Genomic DNA, 15,891 nt, shown 5'->3' on the forward strand with positions numbered 1-15,891 from the left:
CTTCGTCCGCAGCGTCAGATGGCTCTAAGAGACAGGCCCCCAAGCCTCAAGGACTGTAATACCCCACCGCCACCAGAAAATGCCCAACCTTCTTCAGATACGCATGCTTGTCCTCAACCCTCCCAGTCACCGGATTCTTCCAACGATACTCATACTCCCCCACATCCTGCTTGCCGATCATGGCCAGGATCGGCTCCCCCACTGGTTTGCCATCCGGGTCCTTGACCTTGGCAAAGTCGGTATTGATCAAACGCAGGTTGGTGCCATGGCCAACATAGCGCCGGGTATCGAGGTCGACGACAAAGACATACAAATCATCCTGCAGATACCCGCCCTTCAGAGCGTTGACTGCCGTCAGCGTGGCTTTCTCGTTTTTCAGCAGGTCACTCGAGGCCTTGTCCAGCAGTGCCCGGGCCTGTTCGGCTGAAGCACGCGGCAAGTAATAACCGACGGCCAGGATTCGCTCACCAACACGCTGGAAATACACATGTTTGCGCTCGACCTTGCCGTCTGCCCAGTTCTGCCAACGGTACTCGGCTTGCTGAATGCCGCTGGCCTCGGGAGTTTTCAAGGCGTCCTTGAAGGCTTTGCGCAAATCCGGCCCCAGTACTTCGGACACGTCCCGCCCGATCAACGCCGAGGAAGGTCCGCCGCTGGCAAGCATCACACCCTGGGTATCGACCACGAACACATAACGATCCTTGTCGACAAATTCCCCTTGGCGGCTGAAGGCGGCGAAAGCCTTGTCACCGTTGTCATGGTAATAGGCCAAGGCCTTCTCCAGCAGCGCCCGGGCCGCGTGGCCATCGTCCGCAGTGGCCGCCTGGGCCTGGGCCATCCCCAGCATGAGCATTGCGCCCAGCCAGGCCATCCTGTGAAAAAAACCCATGCGTGCGCCCCTCGTTCTTGTTGGTGTTTCAAGAGCGTAGACGGCGTGGGTTAATGTTGGAGTATTCAGGGGATTGCTGGGGAGTCGAGTCAGTGGGATTGATATCGACTGACATGGCGCTATCGCGAGCAAGCTCGCTCCCACACTGGACCGCGTTTACTGTGGGAGCGAGCTTGCTCGCGATGGCGGCGGCACATTCAGAAGGATGCGCCGGGATACTCCACTATCGCGAACAAACGCCCCCCGACTATTGAGCCCGAGCGCTGAGTTGCTGCTGCAAATGCTGGATCTGCGCTTGCAAGGTATTGATGTTGCGGGTGACCTGCCCGCGGAAGGCGTCGAACTCGGCGGTGTTGCTGTTATCCTGCTGGCTCTTGAGCACGATCACGTCCTGCTCCAGGCGCTCGATGGCAGAGTTGGAGGTGGCTCTTTTCAGGGCGGTGATGTCGGCACCGATGCTCTTGAGCTGGGCATCCAGGGCACCACCCTCGCCTTGATTCTTCAAGGCGGTCACTTCAGCGGCCAGCGCCTTGACCTGGGCTTGGAGCTCCTTGTTGGAAGCTTGCAATTGAGTGTTGGTGTTCTGCTGGTCAGAAGCCTGGGCAATGAGCTGGGCCAGTTCCTTGTCCAGGTCGGCGGATGGACCGAACGTGGCTTGTTGCTGCCGGTACTGCTCCTGCAGCTTGCCGTCGAATTGCCGGGCCTGCTCCTGCAGCTTGTTGTCCAACTGTTTGATCTGCAATTTCAAGGCTTCACTGTCACTCATGACATTGGACTGCCCGGCGACCACCTTGCCGGAAATGTCCTGCAAGCGCCCCGCCGCATCTTCACTGATCCGGGCGAAGCTTTCCTGGGTCGCCACCAATTGCTGCTCCATCAGGGAAATCTGCTGGAAGCTCCACCAGGCCAGGAAACCGAACGCACACAGCAGCGCGCCGACCAATGCCCACAGCGGCCCGGTGCTGGGCCCCTTGGCCTTGACCTTCGCCGCGGCGGCCGGCGCCGGGCGCGCTTGCACGTGGGGCGGCTGGCGGTTGGGCAGGAAATCATCGTCATCGGGAATGTCGGCCCGCATCCGCAGGCTCGGTACATCATCGAAGTCGTCGTTGGCATCGTTACGCATGGGCATGGTTCGACCTTTGGGAAACCGGTAATGGCTTGATGCGGCGAGTATAACCCCGTCGCCCGCCGCACCGATTGACCCCGAACCGGGCACTCGGTTCATGGCGGGCCGATCAGCGGGCGTTTTGGACCGTCCACCAGGCGCAAAATTCATCCAGGGCGGTCCAGAGGCTGATCTGCGGATCGTAATCGAGAGAATGCCGGGCCCGGCTGATGTCCAGGGTGAAATTCTTGTTCATGACCTGCATGCCCAGGCGCGACAGCGTCGGTTCGGGGCGGCCTGGCCAGAGCTTGCAGACCCCTTCATTCAGGGCCGCGACGCTGTAAGCCAAGCCGTAGGAACGATAACGTCGGACCTGTGGGACTTCCATCTGGCGCATCACATAATTTACCACATCCCACAATGGGACCGGTGCACCGTTGCTGATGTTGTAGGCCTTGCCCAAGGCGGAATCGCTGGCCAGCAGGCTGCTGAGCAACGCTTCGTTGAGGTTCTGCACGCTGGTGAAATCCACCTTGTTCAAGCCGTTGCCGACAATGGCCACGCGCCCCTTGCGCTGCATTTTCAACAGGCGCGGGAAAATACTCATATCACCGGCACCCGTCACGAAACGCGGGCGCAGGGCCAGCACTTCGAGGCCGCACTCCTGGGCGCCGAAGACTTTCTGCTCGGCCAGGTACTTGGTGGCGGCATAAGGATGCTTGAAGCGCTTGGGCACCTGTTCTTCGGTCAACCCGAGGTGGTCACGGCCATCAAAGTAAATGGCCGGCGAGGCCAGATGAACCAGGCGACGCACCTTCTGCTTGAGGCAGGCCTCGACGACATTTTCCGTGACCTGAACGTTGCCCTGGTGGAAATCCTGGTAGCGCCCCCACAGCCCAACGGAACCGGCGCAATGCACCACGGCCTCGACATCCAGGCACAGGTCGCGGGCCAGCAGCGGGTCGCTCAAGTCCCCTTGGACGAATTGCGCACCGCGCCGCACCAGGTGCTCCACACTCTCGGCCCGGCGACCGGTGACCCGCACATCCAGGCCCTGCTCCAGGGCGAAACGCGCAAAGCGCCCGCCAATGAAGCCGCTCGCGCCGGTGACCAAAATCTTCATGCATGCTCCTAAAAATCAGATTCGAGCTACAAGCCTCAAGCTTCAAGCCAAGGGCTTTTAACCGACTGCTTGCAGCGTGCTGCTTGCCGCTGCGATCAGTCGCTCGGTCAATAAGCCGAGCAACTGTCCACCATTGCGCCAATGATGCCAGTACAGCGGCACATCGATCGGTTTATCTGCCAACAATTCCACCAGCACGCCTCGATCCAGCTGTTCGCGCACTTGCAGCTCCGGCACCAGCCCCCAGCCCAGTCCCGCTTCAGCGAGACGGATGAAACCTTCGGACGAGGGGCACAGATGATGCTCGAAACCGCCCTCCACGCCCACGGACGCGAGGTAGCGGTGTTGCAGGAAATCATCCGGACCAAACACCAAGGCTGGCGTACGGGCCAGTTGATCGGCTCGCACGCCGCCGGGAAAATGCCGGGCGATGAAGGCCGGGCTGGCCAACGCCCGGTAACGCATCGCCCCCAGCAAGACACTGCGGGCGCCCGCCACCGGGCGTTCGCTGGCGCAGACACAGGCCGCCACTTCACCGGCGCGCATGCGCTTGAGGCCAACGGTCTGGTCCTCCACCACCAAGTCGAGCAACAGGTGGTGGGCGGCGCAGAAATCGCCCACGGCAGCGGCCCTCCAGGTCGCCAAACTGTCGGCGCTCAAGGCGATGCGCAGACGCTCCGGCAGGCCCTCTTCATCCAGCGCCGGCAGCAGGCTTTGCAGGTCACGCTCGAGCAGCCGCACCTGTTGCACGGGGTTGAGCAGCCGGCGGCCGATTTCCGTCGGCACCGGCGGCGTGGCCCGCACCAGGACGGGCTGGCCGGCACGCGCCTCCAGCAACTTGATTCGTTGGGAAATGGCCGACTGCGACAAACCCAGCACCTGGGCTGCGCGCTCGAAACCGGCCTGCTCGACCACGGCGGCCAGGGCAGAGAGCAATTTGTAGTCGAACATCAGTAATCCTAATGGGCAATCAGCAATATTGGTTTTTCTTATACAGCCCTTCCCGGGAAAATGACCAGCGACAGCAACTGACCGGGGGATAAAAAAATGTGGCAAAGCTATGTGAACGGGCTCGTGGTGGCCCTCGGGCTGATCATGGCCATCGGCGCCCAGAATGCGTTCGTACTGGCCCAGAGCCTACGCCGCGAGCATCACTTGCCGGTAGCGGCGCTGTGCATCACCTGCGATGCCCTGTTGGTCGCCGCCGGGGTTTTCGGCCTGGCGACCTTGCTGGCCCAGAGTCCGTTGCTGCTGTCGATTGCCCGCTGGGGCGGTGCGGCGTTCCTGCTCTGGTACGCCAGCCAGGCCTTGCGCCGGGCCTGCTCGAAGCAGAGCCTGAAGCAAAGTGAGAACCACGCCGTACGCTCGCTGCGGGCGGTGTTGCTCAGCGCGCTGGCGGTGACGCTGCTCAACCCCCACGTCTACCTCGACACGGTGCTGCTGATCGGTTCCCTCGGCGCCCAGCAGAGCGTGCCCGGCGCCTACGTGATAGGGGCGGCCAGTGCCTCGCTGCTCTGGTTCCTCACCCTGGCCATCGGCGCGGCATGGCTGGCACCGTGGTTGGCCCGCCCAAGCACTTGGCGGTTCCTGGACCTCTTGGTAGCGGTAATGATGTTTACCGTGGCGATGCAATTGATCGTCACCGGCTGATTATTCCAAACCGCTCTGGAACCTCTATTCCACACAGTTGTTGCGTGGTTATGCCGCACCCCCGGTGCTATGATCCGACTCCTGCGCCGCAAAGAGTACAAACTCCCCGGCGCTAGTCTGGCCGCCCGTGATCGGCCTTGCGCTCACCGCAACCTGACCTGATTAGGAGAATCACCATGGCTTTCGAATTGCCGCCGCTGCCCTATCCACACGATGCACTGCAGCCGCACATCTCCAAAGAGACTCTGGAATACCACCACGACAAGCACCACAACACCTATGTCGTGAACCTGAACAACCTGGTGCCTGGCACCGAGTTCGAAGGCAAGACCCTGGAAGAAATCGTCAAGACTTCCTCGGGCGGTATCTTCAACAACGCCGCTCAGGTCTGGAACCACACCTTCTACTGGAACTGCCTGGCGCCAAACGCCGGCGGTCAACCAACCGGCGCCCTGGCTGAAGCCATCAATGCAGCCTTCGGTTCGTTCGACAAGTTCAAGGAAGAGTTCAGCAAGACGTCCATCGGCACCTTCGGTTCCGGCTGGGGCTGGCTGGTCAAAAAAGCTGACGGTTCCCTGGCCCTGGCCAGCACCATCGGCGCCGGCAACCCGCTGACCAACGGCGACACCCCGCTGTTGACCTGCGACGTGTGGGAACACGCCTACTACATCGACTACCGCAACGTTCGTCCGAAATACGTCGAAGCGTTCTGGAACCTGGTCAACTGGAAATTCGTCGCCGAGCAGTTCGAAGGTAAAGCCTTCACTGCCTAAGCTCGATGCCAGACCAAAGAAACCCGGCGCCATGCCGGGTTTTTTTTTCACGGCGAAAAATGATCGCAGACAAGACACCTCGCGTCTGGAAAGCAAGAAAAAATCCCGGCGGGCCTCAAGTTGCGGTGCCTTTCAACCGACACAATGGTCGTAGAGCAATCACTCTGGAAAAAACGTATACCGGTCAGGTTTCAAGCGAAAACCCTTGTGTTTGATTGTCCCTTTGACTGACATCACAGGATTGCCAATACTCATGGCAACTTGACGCTACCCGCACGGAACAAGGAACCACTCTTTGAAGCTGGAACTCAAGAACAGCTTGTCTGTGAAGTTGCTCCGGGTCGTGCTCCTCTCGGCATTGATCGTTGGTGTGGTCTTGAGCTGCGCCCAGATCGTGTTCGATGCCTACAAAACCAACCAGGCCGTCGCCACTGACGCCCAACGTATCCTCGACATGTTCCGCGACCCTTCGACCCAGGCCGTCTACAGCCTGGACCGGGAAATGGGCATGCAGGTGATCGAGGGCCTGTTCCAGGACGAAGCCGTACGCATGGCGTCCATCGGCCACCCCCGCGAAACCATGCTCGCCGAAAAAGCCCGACCCTTGAAGCACTCCGACAGCCGCTGGCTGACCGACCTGATCCTGGGCAAAGAGCGCACCTTCACCACGCAACTGGTGGGACGCGGCCCCTACAGCGAATATTACGGCGACCTGAGCATCACCCTCGACACCGCCACCTACGGCGAGGGCTTCATCGTCAGCTCGGTGATCATCTTTATCTCCGGGATGCTGCGGGCCCTGGCCATGGGCTTGGTGCTGTACCTGGTCTATCACTGGCTGCTGACCAAGCCGGTGTCGCGGATCATCGAGCACCTGCCCGAAATCAACCCCGATCGCCCCAGCGCGCACAAGATCCCGCAGCTGCGCGGCCATGAACGAAACGAGCTGGGCCTGTGGATCAACACGGCCAACCAATTGCTCGAATCCATCGAACGCAACACGCACCTGCGCCACGAAGCGGAAAACAGCCTGCTGCGCATGGCCCAGTACGATTTTCTCACCGGCCTGCCCAACCGCCAGCAACTGCAACAGCAACTGGACAAGATCCTGGTGGACGCCGGGCGCCTGCAACGTCGGGTGGCGGTGCTGTGTGTGGGGTTGGATGACTTCAAGGGCATCAACGAGCAGTTCAGCTATCAGACCGGCGACCAGTTGCTGCTGGCCCTGGCGGATCGGCTGCGGGCCCACAGCGGCCGGCTCGGCGCGCTGGCGCGATTGGGGGGCGACCAGTTCGCCCTGGTCCAAGCCGACATCGAGCAGCCCTACGAGGCCGCCGAGCTGGCCCAGAGCATCCTCGATGACCTGGAAGCACCGTTCGCCATCGATGATCAGCAGATCCGCCTGCGGGCCACTATCGGCATCACCCTCTTCCCCGAAGACGGTGACAGCACCGAGAAACTGTTGCAGAAAGCCGAGCAGACCATGACCCTGGCCAAGAGCCGCTCGCGCAATCGCTACCAGTTCTACATCGCCAGCGTCGACAGCGAGATGCGCCGCCGTCGCGAACTGGAAAAAGACCTGCGCGAGGCCCTTGCCCGCGAGCAGTTCAGCCTGGTGTACCAACCGCAGATCAGCTACCGCGACCTGCGGATAGTAGGCACCGAGGCCTTGATTCGCTGGCACCATCCCGAGCACGGCCTGGTGCCGCCGGACTTGTTCATTCCCCTGGCCGAACAGAACGGCACCATCATCGCTATCGGCGAATGGGTGCTGGACCAAGCGTGCAGGCAATTGCGCGAATGGCACGACCAGGGTTTCCTCGACCTGCGCATGGCGGTCAACCTGTCGACGGTGCAACTGCACCACGCCGAGCTGCCGCGGGTGGTGAACAATCTCCTGCAGATGTACCGGCTGCCGCCGCGCAGCCTGGAACTGGAAGGCACCGAGACCGGCCTGATGGAAGACATCACCACCGCGGCCCAGCACTTGCTGAGCCTGCGCCGCTCCGGGGCGCTGATTGCCATCGATGACTTCGGCACCGGCTATTCGTCCCTGAGCTACCTCAAGAGCCTGCCGCTGGACAAGATCAAGATCGACAAGAGCTTCGTCCAGGACCTGCTCGACGACGAGGACGACGCGACCATCGTCCGGGCCATCATCCAGTTGGGCAAGAGCCTGGGGATGCAGGTCATTGCCGAGGGCGTCGAGACGGTGGAGCAGGAAGCCTACATCATCGCCGAGGGCTGCCATGAAGGTCAGGGGTACTATTACAGCAAACCGCTGCCGGCGCGGGAGTTGGGTATTTACCTGAAGCAGGCCGAGCGCAGCAAGGTTTCCATAATCTGACCCCCCCAGCACCAAGCCTTCGTAGGAGCTGGCGAAGCCTGCGATCTTTGGTTTGTTCGCTTGGGATTCAAGCGCCAGGGGAAAGATCGCAGCCTCGCTTCGCTCGGCAGCTCCTACAGACGCCTCCTACAGGGGGTGATTCTCATCATTAAACAAGAAATATTTACAACCATAACCCTTTACACATAATGCAAATCTTTCGCATTATGTCGCAGTTTTTGCGCACCCTCGCGCCTGTCCCATCCATCACCGAAGCAGGATGTTCGCCATGATTCGTATGCCCCTGGCTACCGCCAGTCTGCTGGCCATCGCTATTTCCCTCGCCGGTTGCGGCGAAGGCAAAGACAAGGCCGCCGCGCCCCAAGCGCCAACGCCGGCCGCCAGCACCGCGGCACCGGTCGCCCCTGCTGCCGCTGGCAAAATCGACGAAGCCGCCGGCAAGGCTGTTGTCGCGCACTACGCCGACATCGTCTACGCCGTCTACAGCGATGCCGAATCCACGGCGAAAACCCTGCAAACCGCCGTCGACGCGTTCCTGGCCAAGCCGAACGCCGAGACCCTGAAAGCCGCGAAGGCTGCCTGGGTCGCCGCACGCGTACCCTACCTGCAAAGCGAAGTGTTCCGCTTCGGCAACACCATCATCGACGACTGGGAAGGCCAATTGAACGCCTGGCCCCTGGACGAAGGCCTGATCGACTACGTCGACAAGTCCTACGAACACGCCTTGGGCAACCCGGGCGCCACCGCCAACATCATCGCCAACACCGAAGTCCAGGTTGGCGAAGACAAGGTCGACGTCAAAGACATCACCCCGGAAAAACTCGCCAGCTTGAACGAGCTGGGTGGTTCCGAGGCCAACGTCGCCACCGGCTACCACGCCATCGAATTCCTGCTGTGGGGCCAAGACCTCAACGGTACCGGTCCGGGCGCTGGCAATCGCCCAGCTTCGGACTACCTGGAAGGCGCCGGCGCCACCGGCGGCCACAACGACCGTCGTCGTGCCTACCTCAAGTCCGTGACCCAACTGCTGGTCAATGACCTGCAGGAAATGGTCGGCAACTGGAAGCCGAACGTGGCCGACAACTACCGCGCCACCCTGGAAGCCGAGCCGGCCGAGAGCGGCCTGCGCAAGATGCTGTTCGGCATGGGCAGCCTGTCCCTGGGTGAACTGGCGGGCGAGCGCATGAAGGTGTCCCTGGAAGCCAACTCGCCAGAAGACGAGCAGGATTGCTTCAGCGACAACACCCACAACTCGCACTTCTACGATGCCAAGGGCGTGCGTAACGTGTACCTGGGCGAATACACCCGCGTCGACGGCACCAAGCTGGCTGGCGCCAGCCTGTCGTCCCTGGTCGCCAAGGCCGACCCGGCCGCGGACACCGCGCTCAAGGCCGACCTGGCCGACACCGAGGCCAAGATCCAGGTCATGGTCGATCACGCCAACAAGGGTGAGCACTACGATCAACTGATCGCCGCCGGCAACACCGCTGGCAACCAGATCGTCCGCGACGCCATCGCCGCACTGGTCAAGCAGACCGGTTCGATCGAGCAGGCCGCGGGCAAACTGGGCATCAGCGACCTGAACCCGGACAGCGCTGATCACGAGTTCTGATCAACGCCGGCTGGCTGAGGATTAACGCAGCCAGCCACGCCACAAAACCTGTGGGAGCGAGCTTGCTCGCGATAGGGGTCTATCAGTCGACATCGATGTTGGCTGATCCACCGCTATCGCGAGCAGGCTCGCTCCCACAGTGCTTTCTGGGGTTTCGAAAATGTGCGATCAGCCATCACTTCCCTTGTGGGAGCGAGCCTGCTCGCGATGAGGGTATGTCAGTCGACATCGATGTTGGTTGATCCACCGCTATCGCGAGCAGGCTCGCTCCCACAGGGGTGCATCACTGCAACCCCGCAAGCCGCCCTTCGATAAATCGCCGTTCCGGCAGTTGCTGCGTCAGTTCAAGCGCACGGCGGTAGGCGGCCCGCGCCTCCTCCACCTGCCCTAACTGCCGACAGAACTCCGCCCGTGCCGAATGGGCCAGGTGATAGTCCGTCAAATCGCCCCTGGCGAGTATTCCGTCAACCAGGCGCAGCCCTTCCTGGGGCCCGTCGCGCTTGGCCAGGGCGGCGGCTCGGTTGAGTTCGATCACCGGCGACGGCACGGCCCGCAGCAGCACATCATAGAGCCCGACGATCTGCGGCCAATCGGTCTCCTCGGCCGTCGGCGCTTCGGCATGCACCGCCGCTATCGCCGCTTGCAAGCAGTACGGCCCGAACCGCCGGGTCTTCAACGCGGCTTCCACCAACGCGCAGCCCTCGGCGATCAGCTCGGTGTCCCACAAGGATCGGGACTGTTCATCCAGCAGGATCAGCTCACCGGTCGACGACGTTCGCGCCGGTCGCCGGGATTCGTGCAGCAGCATCAACGCCAGTAGCCCCATGACCTCGGCCTCGGGCAGCAACTCCATCAGCAGACGCCCGAGGCGGATGGCTTCGCGCGTCAGGTCTTCGCGGGTCAGCTCGGCGCCCATCGACGCCGAATACCCTTCGTTGAACACCAGGTAGATCACTCGCAGCACGCTGTCCAGACGCTCCGGCAGCTCCGCCCGGGACGGCACCTGGTAGGGGATCCTGGCATCGCGGATTTTCGCCTTGGCCCGCACGATGCGCTGGGCAATGGCCGCCGGGGCGGCGAGGAATGCCCGGGCGATCTGCTCGGTGGTCAGGTCGCAGACTTCCCGTAGCGTCAGGGGCACCTGGGCATCCGCCGCCAGGGCCGGGTGGCAGCAGGTAAAAATCAGCCGCAGGCGATCGTCTTCCACGTCTTCGTCACTCCACTGGCCCTGTTCCAGTTCCTCGAGTTGGGCGATCAACATCGGTTGGGACGCGGCGAAACGCGCCCGTCGGCGCAAACTGTCGATGGCCTTGAAACGCCCGGCAGACACCAGCCAGGCCCGTGGATTGTCCGGCACTCCGTCGCGCTGCCAGCGATCGACCGCAATGAAAAAGGCCTCGTGCAAGGCCTCTTCCGCAAGATCGAAGTCTCCCAGCAGGCGAATCAGGGTCGCCAGGATCCGTCGCGAGTCTTGCCGATAAACCTGCTCGACCCGCGCCTTGACCGATTCGGCCGACATCAGTCGGGCATGCCCCGGGTAACCAGCGCTTCAAGCCGGTCCAGGCTCTCGCCCCACCCTTCATGGAAGCCCATGGCTTCGTGCGCCTGGCGATCCTCCTCGCTCCAGTGCAGCGCACGGGCGGTGTAACGGGTTTGGGTTAACGCATGAGAGGCAGTTGTGAGGTTCATGAATGAAATCCTGTTTGTGCTTGTTGTTCAGGGGTTCAGTTGGCGTACCGGTCGTACTTCGACGCAGCCGACCCGGGCCGCCGGAATATTGCCGGCGACCTGGATGGCTTCGTTGAGGTCCTTGGCGTCGATCAAATAGAAGCCCGCCAGTTGCTCCTTGGTTTCGGCGAACGGGCCGTCGGTGATCGACAGCTTGCCGCCGCGCATGCGCACCGTGGTGGCGGTCTGTACCGACTCCAGGGCCTCGGCGGCCACCATGCGCCCGCTGCCCTGGATCGACTCGGCATAGGCCATGCACTCGGCGTCCTCCGGGCTGTCGGGCGAGTTGTGCAGCGTGTGTTCGTTGCTATACACCAGGCATAGGTACTTCATGGAAGGCTCCGTGATCGGACTGATCAACTATGGACGGCAGAATGACCCTCGGCAAAAAAACCGACGATCAGGGTTGCAGGTCGAACAGCGCCGTCCCGGCCATCGGGTCGAACGGGGCGGACCAATGTTCATGGACGATCCGCCATTGTCCGGCAACACGCTGATAGCAGGCCGTCACGCGCATCCAGCAGGCTTGTTCCTCACCCTTTTCGTTGGTGCCGCCGCAATAGGCGAGCCAATGGGCGAAGGCGATGTTATCGGCCGGGGTAATCTTGACCTGATGAAAGTCGAACTTGTGCGGGCCGGGGCACATTTCCATGCAGGCTTGCCAATGGGCCCGGTAAGCGGCCTTGCCCTTGAACTGCAAGGCCTGGATGGCATCGAACGAGACAATGTCCTCGTCATAGAGCGCCATGACCTTTTCAACGTCCTTGGTCATCACGGCCTGGCGATAGGTGTCGATCAGGGCCTGGATCTGGGTTTCAGTGGTTTGGGTATTCATGGTGATTCTCCGCAGTTTTTTTGTTGAAGACACCCTTGGTCGTTTGGAGAAACAGCGAATCGACAATCCAACAAAAATAATCCAAAGAAAAAAATTCGCTAGAATCCACGTCTCATTTAGCCGGCAAACAATGGATGTTTTTGTGACCGTTCAGCTCGTCCCCTACGAAGACCTGACCCCGCGTCAACGCGAACAGGTCACCGCCATCGAAATCCACCCCGGACAGATCAAGTTCGCCGGCGATATCCACGGCGCCCTGCATACGCTGCTGTCCAAACCCGGCCCGGGGGTCAAAGGCTTTGCGCTATTGGCGCAGGAGGTGCCGGTAGCCTTCCTTCTGCTCAAGCGCCCACCGGTATTGCCCGCCTGGGCCAACGAACACAGCGCCACCCTGCATGCCTTGCAAGTCGACCACCGGGCCCAAGGCCAAGGTTATGGCAAGGCCTGCCTGCAGGCGCTGCCCGCCGTGGCGCGCGCCGCCTGGCCGGAGATCCGCGGGTTGGCGCGCTCGGTGGACGCCGACAACGCCTCGGCCATCGGCCTGTACGCGCGGATGGGCTGGGTCGACAGTGGCGAAGCCTACAAGGGCCGCATCGGTTATGAGCGGCGGATGGGGTTGGTGTTTTGAAGACCTTGGCCCATAGACTCAGGATGAATGGATGATGGTGACGTCGATTGAACAGTTGGAAGCCCTGTATGGCTTGCCTCACGAACGGGCAGTGCGTAAACAGATCCCGTTCCTGAACGAGGACTATCAGGCGATGGTCCGGGCCTCGCCGCTGGTGGTCATCGGTTCCGCAGGCCCCGACGGCCTCGATAGCTCGCCCCGGGGCGACGTGCCAGGTTTTGTGCAGATCCTCGACGAGCGGACCCTGGCCCTGCCGGATCGTCCCGGCAACAACCGCATCGACACGCTGCGCAACGTTCTGCACGATCCACGGGTATCGCTGCTGTTCCTTATTCCAGGCATTGGCGAGACCTTGCGGGTCAACGGCACCGCCCGGATCAGCGCCGAACCGGCACTGCTGGAACGCTTTGCGGTCAACGGCAAGCCGGCTCGCACCGTGCTGCTGGTGACGGTCGAAGCGGCGTTTTTCCATTGTGCCAAAGCCATCGTGCGTTCAGACCTGTGGAACCCGGCCCGCCATCTCGAGCGCTCAGCCCTGCCCAGCGCCGGGGCGATCCACAAGCGTTTGAATGATGGGCAGTTCGATGCCGAGACTTACGACCGTGAAGCGCCTGCGCGGGTGCAGGCCAGTTTGTACTGAAGCCGCAACGATCAGCTCGGCTTGAGCGGGATCCAGATCTCCAGGGTGCCTTGGCCAGTCCTGGGGTTGAAATCCTCGCTGTAGCGCTCGAACTCCGGCAACTCGGCCGCTTCGTGGCCGGAATGCGGCAACCACTCATTCCAGATGTATTGGAACGTGTCCGGCAGCTGTTTCAACGGCCCTTTGTGTTCGAAGACCGCGTAATGCCCTGGCTGGATTTCGATCCAACGGTATTGCTCCGGCAAATCGTCGAGCCGGCTGATCTCCACGCCGGCGATGTATTCGAACCCACCCTTCCCGTCCGGGTTGCAACACACGCCGTAGGTCACTTCATCTTTCTGCCCTGGCACTTTCCCGAGCCAGGGCAGGAACTTTTCCCAGAGCAAAGGAATGTCTTGGGCGGTGTCCTCGGTAAACCGGGCACCAAAGCCAGCGATGAGCTGAAAACGTCCCTGTTCAAAGCGTGGTACGGCTGTGTAATCGCGTTTGGGCTTTTCCATGCGGCAACACTCCAGCAAAACGTGAAGTCGGGCTTGGCAGTATAGAAGCCAAACCGTGATTGGCAGGACCGTTTCGCTTGTCAGAGACCAGGCACGGTGCCGGTGACGGCTTTTCCTACAAACTCGTTGTAGCCAGAAACAACCACATACACTGCGAAATAGCAGAAGATAGCGGCGGATGCCCAATAGGAATAACGCAACAGTTTATCCCCCAACAGTTTGCCGCCCTGGGTCGCGGCCAGGCACAAGGCCGCGCACCACAGCAGCCCGGCACAGAGAAAACCACTGAGGAACAGCGCCGAGCTGAGCAACGTTCCGCCGCCCGAGCGAGCGATCAGCGTGCCGCCCACCGCCGCGAACCAGAGGATGGCACTGGGCGATGACATGGCAAGGAAGATCCCGCGAAAAAACTCCTGGCGCGAAGAGTTGCCTTGCACCTCACTCGCCTCGGCCAGCACGGTGCTGTGATAGATCGCCGAATGGATCATCTTCGCCGCGAAGTACAGCAACAACACCGAGCCACCGACCCACAGCACCCAGCGCACCGCTTCGTATTGCAGCAGCACGGTCATGCCGGCCAGGGCCAGGACGGCGTAGACCAGGTCGCCCACGCAAGTGCCCAGGCCCAAGGCGAAACCCTGGAAATAGCCACGCTGCATCGCCAGGGTGATCATCGCGATATTGGCCACGCCAATGTCCAGGCACAGGGAAAGGCTCAGCAGGAAGCCGCTGGAAAATTCCATCATTCATTCCATCAGGATTGGGTGAGACAGGTTGAACATGCCGCGGCGACCATCGATAGCGCCGCAGCCTGGGCGACAGTGTCGTCGAAAATAGTTCGACGCGGCTACTGGACAATCCGACATCCGCCCGATTATCTTGCGCCGCAGGCCACCGCAGTGGCCAACGTCGCTCGGACGGTTCCGGGCGCTCACGTATCTCGAGGCAACAATGGCCGAACAAGGTTCGCCGCGCCGCTTTGCGCGCATCGATCGACTCCCCCCGTACGTATTCAATATCACTGCCGAGCTGAAGATGGCTGCGCGTCGGCGCGGCGAAGACATCATCGACTTGAGCATGGGTAACCCCGACGGCGCCACGCCCCCGCACATCGTGGAGAAACTGGTCACCGTCGCCCAGCGTGAAGACACCCACGGCTACTCCACGTCCAAAGGCATCCCGCGCCTGCGCCGCGCCATTTCGCGCTGGTACAAGGACCGCTATGAAGTGGACATCGACCCGGAAAGCGAAGCCATCGTCACCATCGGTTCCAAGGAAGGCCTGGCACACCTGATGCTGGCCACCCTGGACCAGGGCGACACGGTGCTGGTGCCCAACCCCAGCTATCCGATCCACATCTCCGGCGCGGTAATCGCCGGCGCCCAGGTGCGTTCGGTGCCGCTGGTGCCTGGCGTGGATTTCTTCGATGAGCTGGAACGGGCCATTCGCGGCTCGATTCCCAAGCCAAAGATGATGATCCTGGGCTTCCCCTCCAACCCCACCGCCCAATGCGTGGAGCTGGACTTCTTCGAACGGGTCATCGCCCTCGCCAAGCAGTACGACGTGTTGGTGATCCACGACCTGGCCTACGCCGACATTGTCTATGACGGCTGGAAAGCCCCGTCGATCATGCAGGTGCCTGGCGCGAAAGACATCGCGGTGGAGTTCTTCACTCTGTCCAAGAGCTACAACATGGCTGGCTGGCGCATCGGTTTCATGGTCGGCAACCCGGAACTGGTCAGCGCCCTGGCGCGGATCAAGAGCTACCACGACTACGGCACCTTCACGCCGCTGCAAGTGGCCGCCATCGCCGCTCTCGAAGGCGACCAGCAATGCGTGCGCGACATCGCCGAGCAGTACCGCCAGCGCCGCAATGTGCTGGTCAAGGGCCTGCATGAGCTGGGCTGGATGGTGGAAAACCCCAAGGCATCGATGTACGTCTGGGCGAAGATTCCCGACGCCTATGCGCACCTGGGCTCGCTGGAGTTCGCCAAGAAGCTGTTGGCCGAAGCCAAGGTCTGCGTCTCGCCGGGGGGGGGGCGGTGGCTTATGCCCGTCTGA

The 15,891-nt window shown here is 61.7% G+C and carries 15 protein-coding genes and 2 pseudogenes; 7 read left to right on the forward strand and 10 right to left on the reverse strand.

The window, feature by feature from the left end:
• Positions 1 to 46: 46 nt before the first annotated feature.
• The 4 genes from HGO40_RS27920 to HGO40_RS27935 form a co-directional block, all read right to left on the reverse strand.
• The gene (locus tag HGO40_RS27920) at positions 47 to 889 is read right to left on the reverse strand and encodes a cache domain-containing protein (protein ID WP_250965669.1); all 843 of its coding nucleotides are present in this window, start codon (positions 887 to 889) and stop codon (positions 47 to 49) included.
• A gap of 247 nt (positions 890 to 1,136) precedes the next feature.
• Positions 1,137 to 2,018 carry an ATPase gene (locus tag HGO40_RS27925; RefSeq protein WP_250965670.1) on the reverse strand — a complete coding sequence of 294 codons (882 nt, stop codon included), beginning with the start codon at positions 2,016 to 2,018 and terminating at the stop codon, positions 1,137 to 1,139.
• 106 nt (positions 2,019 to 2,124) lie between these two features.
• The gene (locus HGO40_RS27930) at positions 2,125 to 3,117 is read right to left on the reverse strand and encodes an NAD-dependent epimerase/dehydratase family protein (protein WP_250965671.1); all 993 of its coding nucleotides are present in this window, start codon (positions 3,115 to 3,117) and stop codon (positions 2,125 to 2,127) included.
• A gap of 57 nt (positions 3,118 to 3,174) precedes the next feature.
• The gene (locus HGO40_RS27935) at positions 3,175 to 4,068 is read right to left on the reverse strand and encodes a LysR family transcriptional regulator ArgP (protein ID WP_250965672.1); all 894 of its coding nucleotides are present in this window, start codon (positions 4,066 to 4,068) and stop codon (positions 3,175 to 3,177) included.
• Positions 4,069 to 4,164: 96 nt separating this feature from the next.
• On the opposite strand from HGO40_RS27935, the gene HGO40_RS27940 reads away from it, so the two are divergent.
• The 4 genes from HGO40_RS27940 (at position 4,165) to HGO40_RS27955 (ending at position 9,499) form a co-directional block, all read left to right on the forward strand.
• A complete protein-coding gene (locus HGO40_RS27940; RefSeq protein WP_250965673.1) occupies positions 4,165 to 4,767 on the forward strand; it encodes a LysE/ArgO family amino acid transporter in 603 nt (200 codons plus the stop codon).
• 176 nt (positions 4,768 to 4,943) lie between these two features.
• Positions 4,944 to 5,540: a superoxide dismutase gene (locus HGO40_RS27945; RefSeq protein ID WP_122566812.1), complete on the forward strand. Its 597-nt coding sequence runs from the start codon at positions 4,944 to 4,946 to the stop codon at positions 5,538 to 5,540.
• A 295-nt stretch (positions 5,541 to 5,835) separates the two neighbouring features.
• Positions 5,836 to 7,887, forward strand: a complete 2,052-nt coding sequence (locus tag HGO40_RS27950) for a putative bifunctional diguanylate cyclase/phosphodiesterase (protein ID WP_250965674.1) — start codon at positions 5,836 to 5,838, stop codon at positions 7,885 to 7,887.
• Positions 7,888 to 8,155: 268 nt separating this feature from the next.
• Positions 8,156 to 9,499, forward strand: a complete 1,344-nt coding sequence (locus HGO40_RS27955; RefSeq protein ID WP_250965675.1) for an imelysin family protein — start codon at positions 8,156 to 8,158, stop codon at positions 9,497 to 9,499.
• Between the two features lie 283 nt (positions 9,500 to 9,782).
• Here the strand turns inward: HGO40_RS27955 and HGO40_RS27960 are convergent, their stop codons facing one another.
• The 4 genes and pseudogenes from HGO40_RS27960 to HGO40_RS27975 all read right to left on the reverse strand — a co-directional run bounded on the left by HGO40_RS27960 (position 9,783) and on the right by HGO40_RS27975 (position 12,062).
• Complete coding sequence (locus HGO40_RS27960; RefSeq protein ID WP_250965676.1) at positions 9,783 to 11,018, reverse strand: RNA polymerase sigma factor; 1,236 nt, start codon at positions 11,016 to 11,018, stop codon at positions 9,783 to 9,785.
• Positions 11,018 to 11,155, reverse strand: a pseudogene (locus tag HGO40_RS27965) (SRPBCC domain-containing protein); the annotation flags it as partial. The pseudogene HGO40_RS27965 and the gene HGO40_RS27960, both read right to left, overlap by 1 nt.
• Positions 11,156 to 11,215: 60 nt before the next feature.
• Complete coding sequence (locus tag HGO40_RS27970; RefSeq protein ID WP_186709173.1) at positions 11,216 to 11,560, reverse strand: YciI family protein; 345 nt, start codon at positions 11,558 to 11,560, stop codon at positions 11,216 to 11,218.
• Positions 11,561 to 11,627: 67 nt separating this feature from the next.
• Positions 11,628 to 12,062 (reverse strand): YybH family protein, encoded by a 435-nt coding sequence (locus tag HGO40_RS27975; RefSeq protein ID WP_186709181.1) that lies wholly within the window; start codon positions 12,060 to 12,062, stop codon positions 11,628 to 11,630.
• A gap of 142 nt (positions 12,063 to 12,204) precedes the next feature.
• On the opposite strand from HGO40_RS27975, the gene HGO40_RS27980 reads away from it, so the two are divergent.
• Positions 12,205 to 12,690: a GNAT family N-acetyltransferase gene (locus HGO40_RS27980; RefSeq protein ID WP_250965677.1), complete on the forward strand. Its 486-nt coding sequence runs from the start codon at positions 12,205 to 12,207 to the stop codon at positions 12,688 to 12,690.
• Positions 12,691 to 12,724: 34 nt separating this feature from the next.
• Complete coding sequence (locus HGO40_RS27985; RefSeq protein WP_250965680.1) at positions 12,725 to 13,330, forward strand: pyridoxamine 5'-phosphate oxidase family protein; 606 nt, start codon at positions 12,725 to 12,727, stop codon at positions 13,328 to 13,330.
• Positions 13,331 to 13,341: 11 nt separating this feature from the next.
• Here HGO40_RS27985 and HGO40_RS27990 read toward each other — a convergent pair whose 3' ends face one another.
• Together HGO40_RS27990 and HGO40_RS27995 are read right to left on the reverse strand one after the other, a co-directional pair.
• The gene (locus tag HGO40_RS27990) at positions 13,342 to 13,830 is read right to left on the reverse strand and encodes a GyrI-like domain-containing protein (RefSeq protein WP_250965678.1); all 489 of its coding nucleotides are present in this window, start codon (positions 13,828 to 13,830) and stop codon (positions 13,342 to 13,344) included.
• An 80-nt stretch (positions 13,831 to 13,910) separates the two neighbouring features.
• Complete coding sequence (locus HGO40_RS27995) at positions 13,911 to 14,573, reverse strand: LysE family translocator (protein ID WP_250965679.1); 663 nt, start codon at positions 14,571 to 14,573, stop codon at positions 13,911 to 13,913.
• Between the two features lie 208 nt (positions 14,574 to 14,781).
• Here HGO40_RS27995 and alaC point away from each other — a divergent pair.
• Positions 14,782 to 15,870 (forward strand): annotated as a pseudogene (gene alaC, locus HGO40_RS28000) (alanine transaminase); the annotation flags it as partial.
• Positions 15,871 to 15,891 lie beyond the last annotated feature (21 nt).

This window comes from Pseudomonas sp. CG7, from assembly GCF_023701885.1.
Classification (GTDB): Bacteria; Pseudomonadota; Gammaproteobacteria; order Pseudomonadales; family Pseudomonadaceae; genus Aquipseudomonas; species Aquipseudomonas zanjanensis.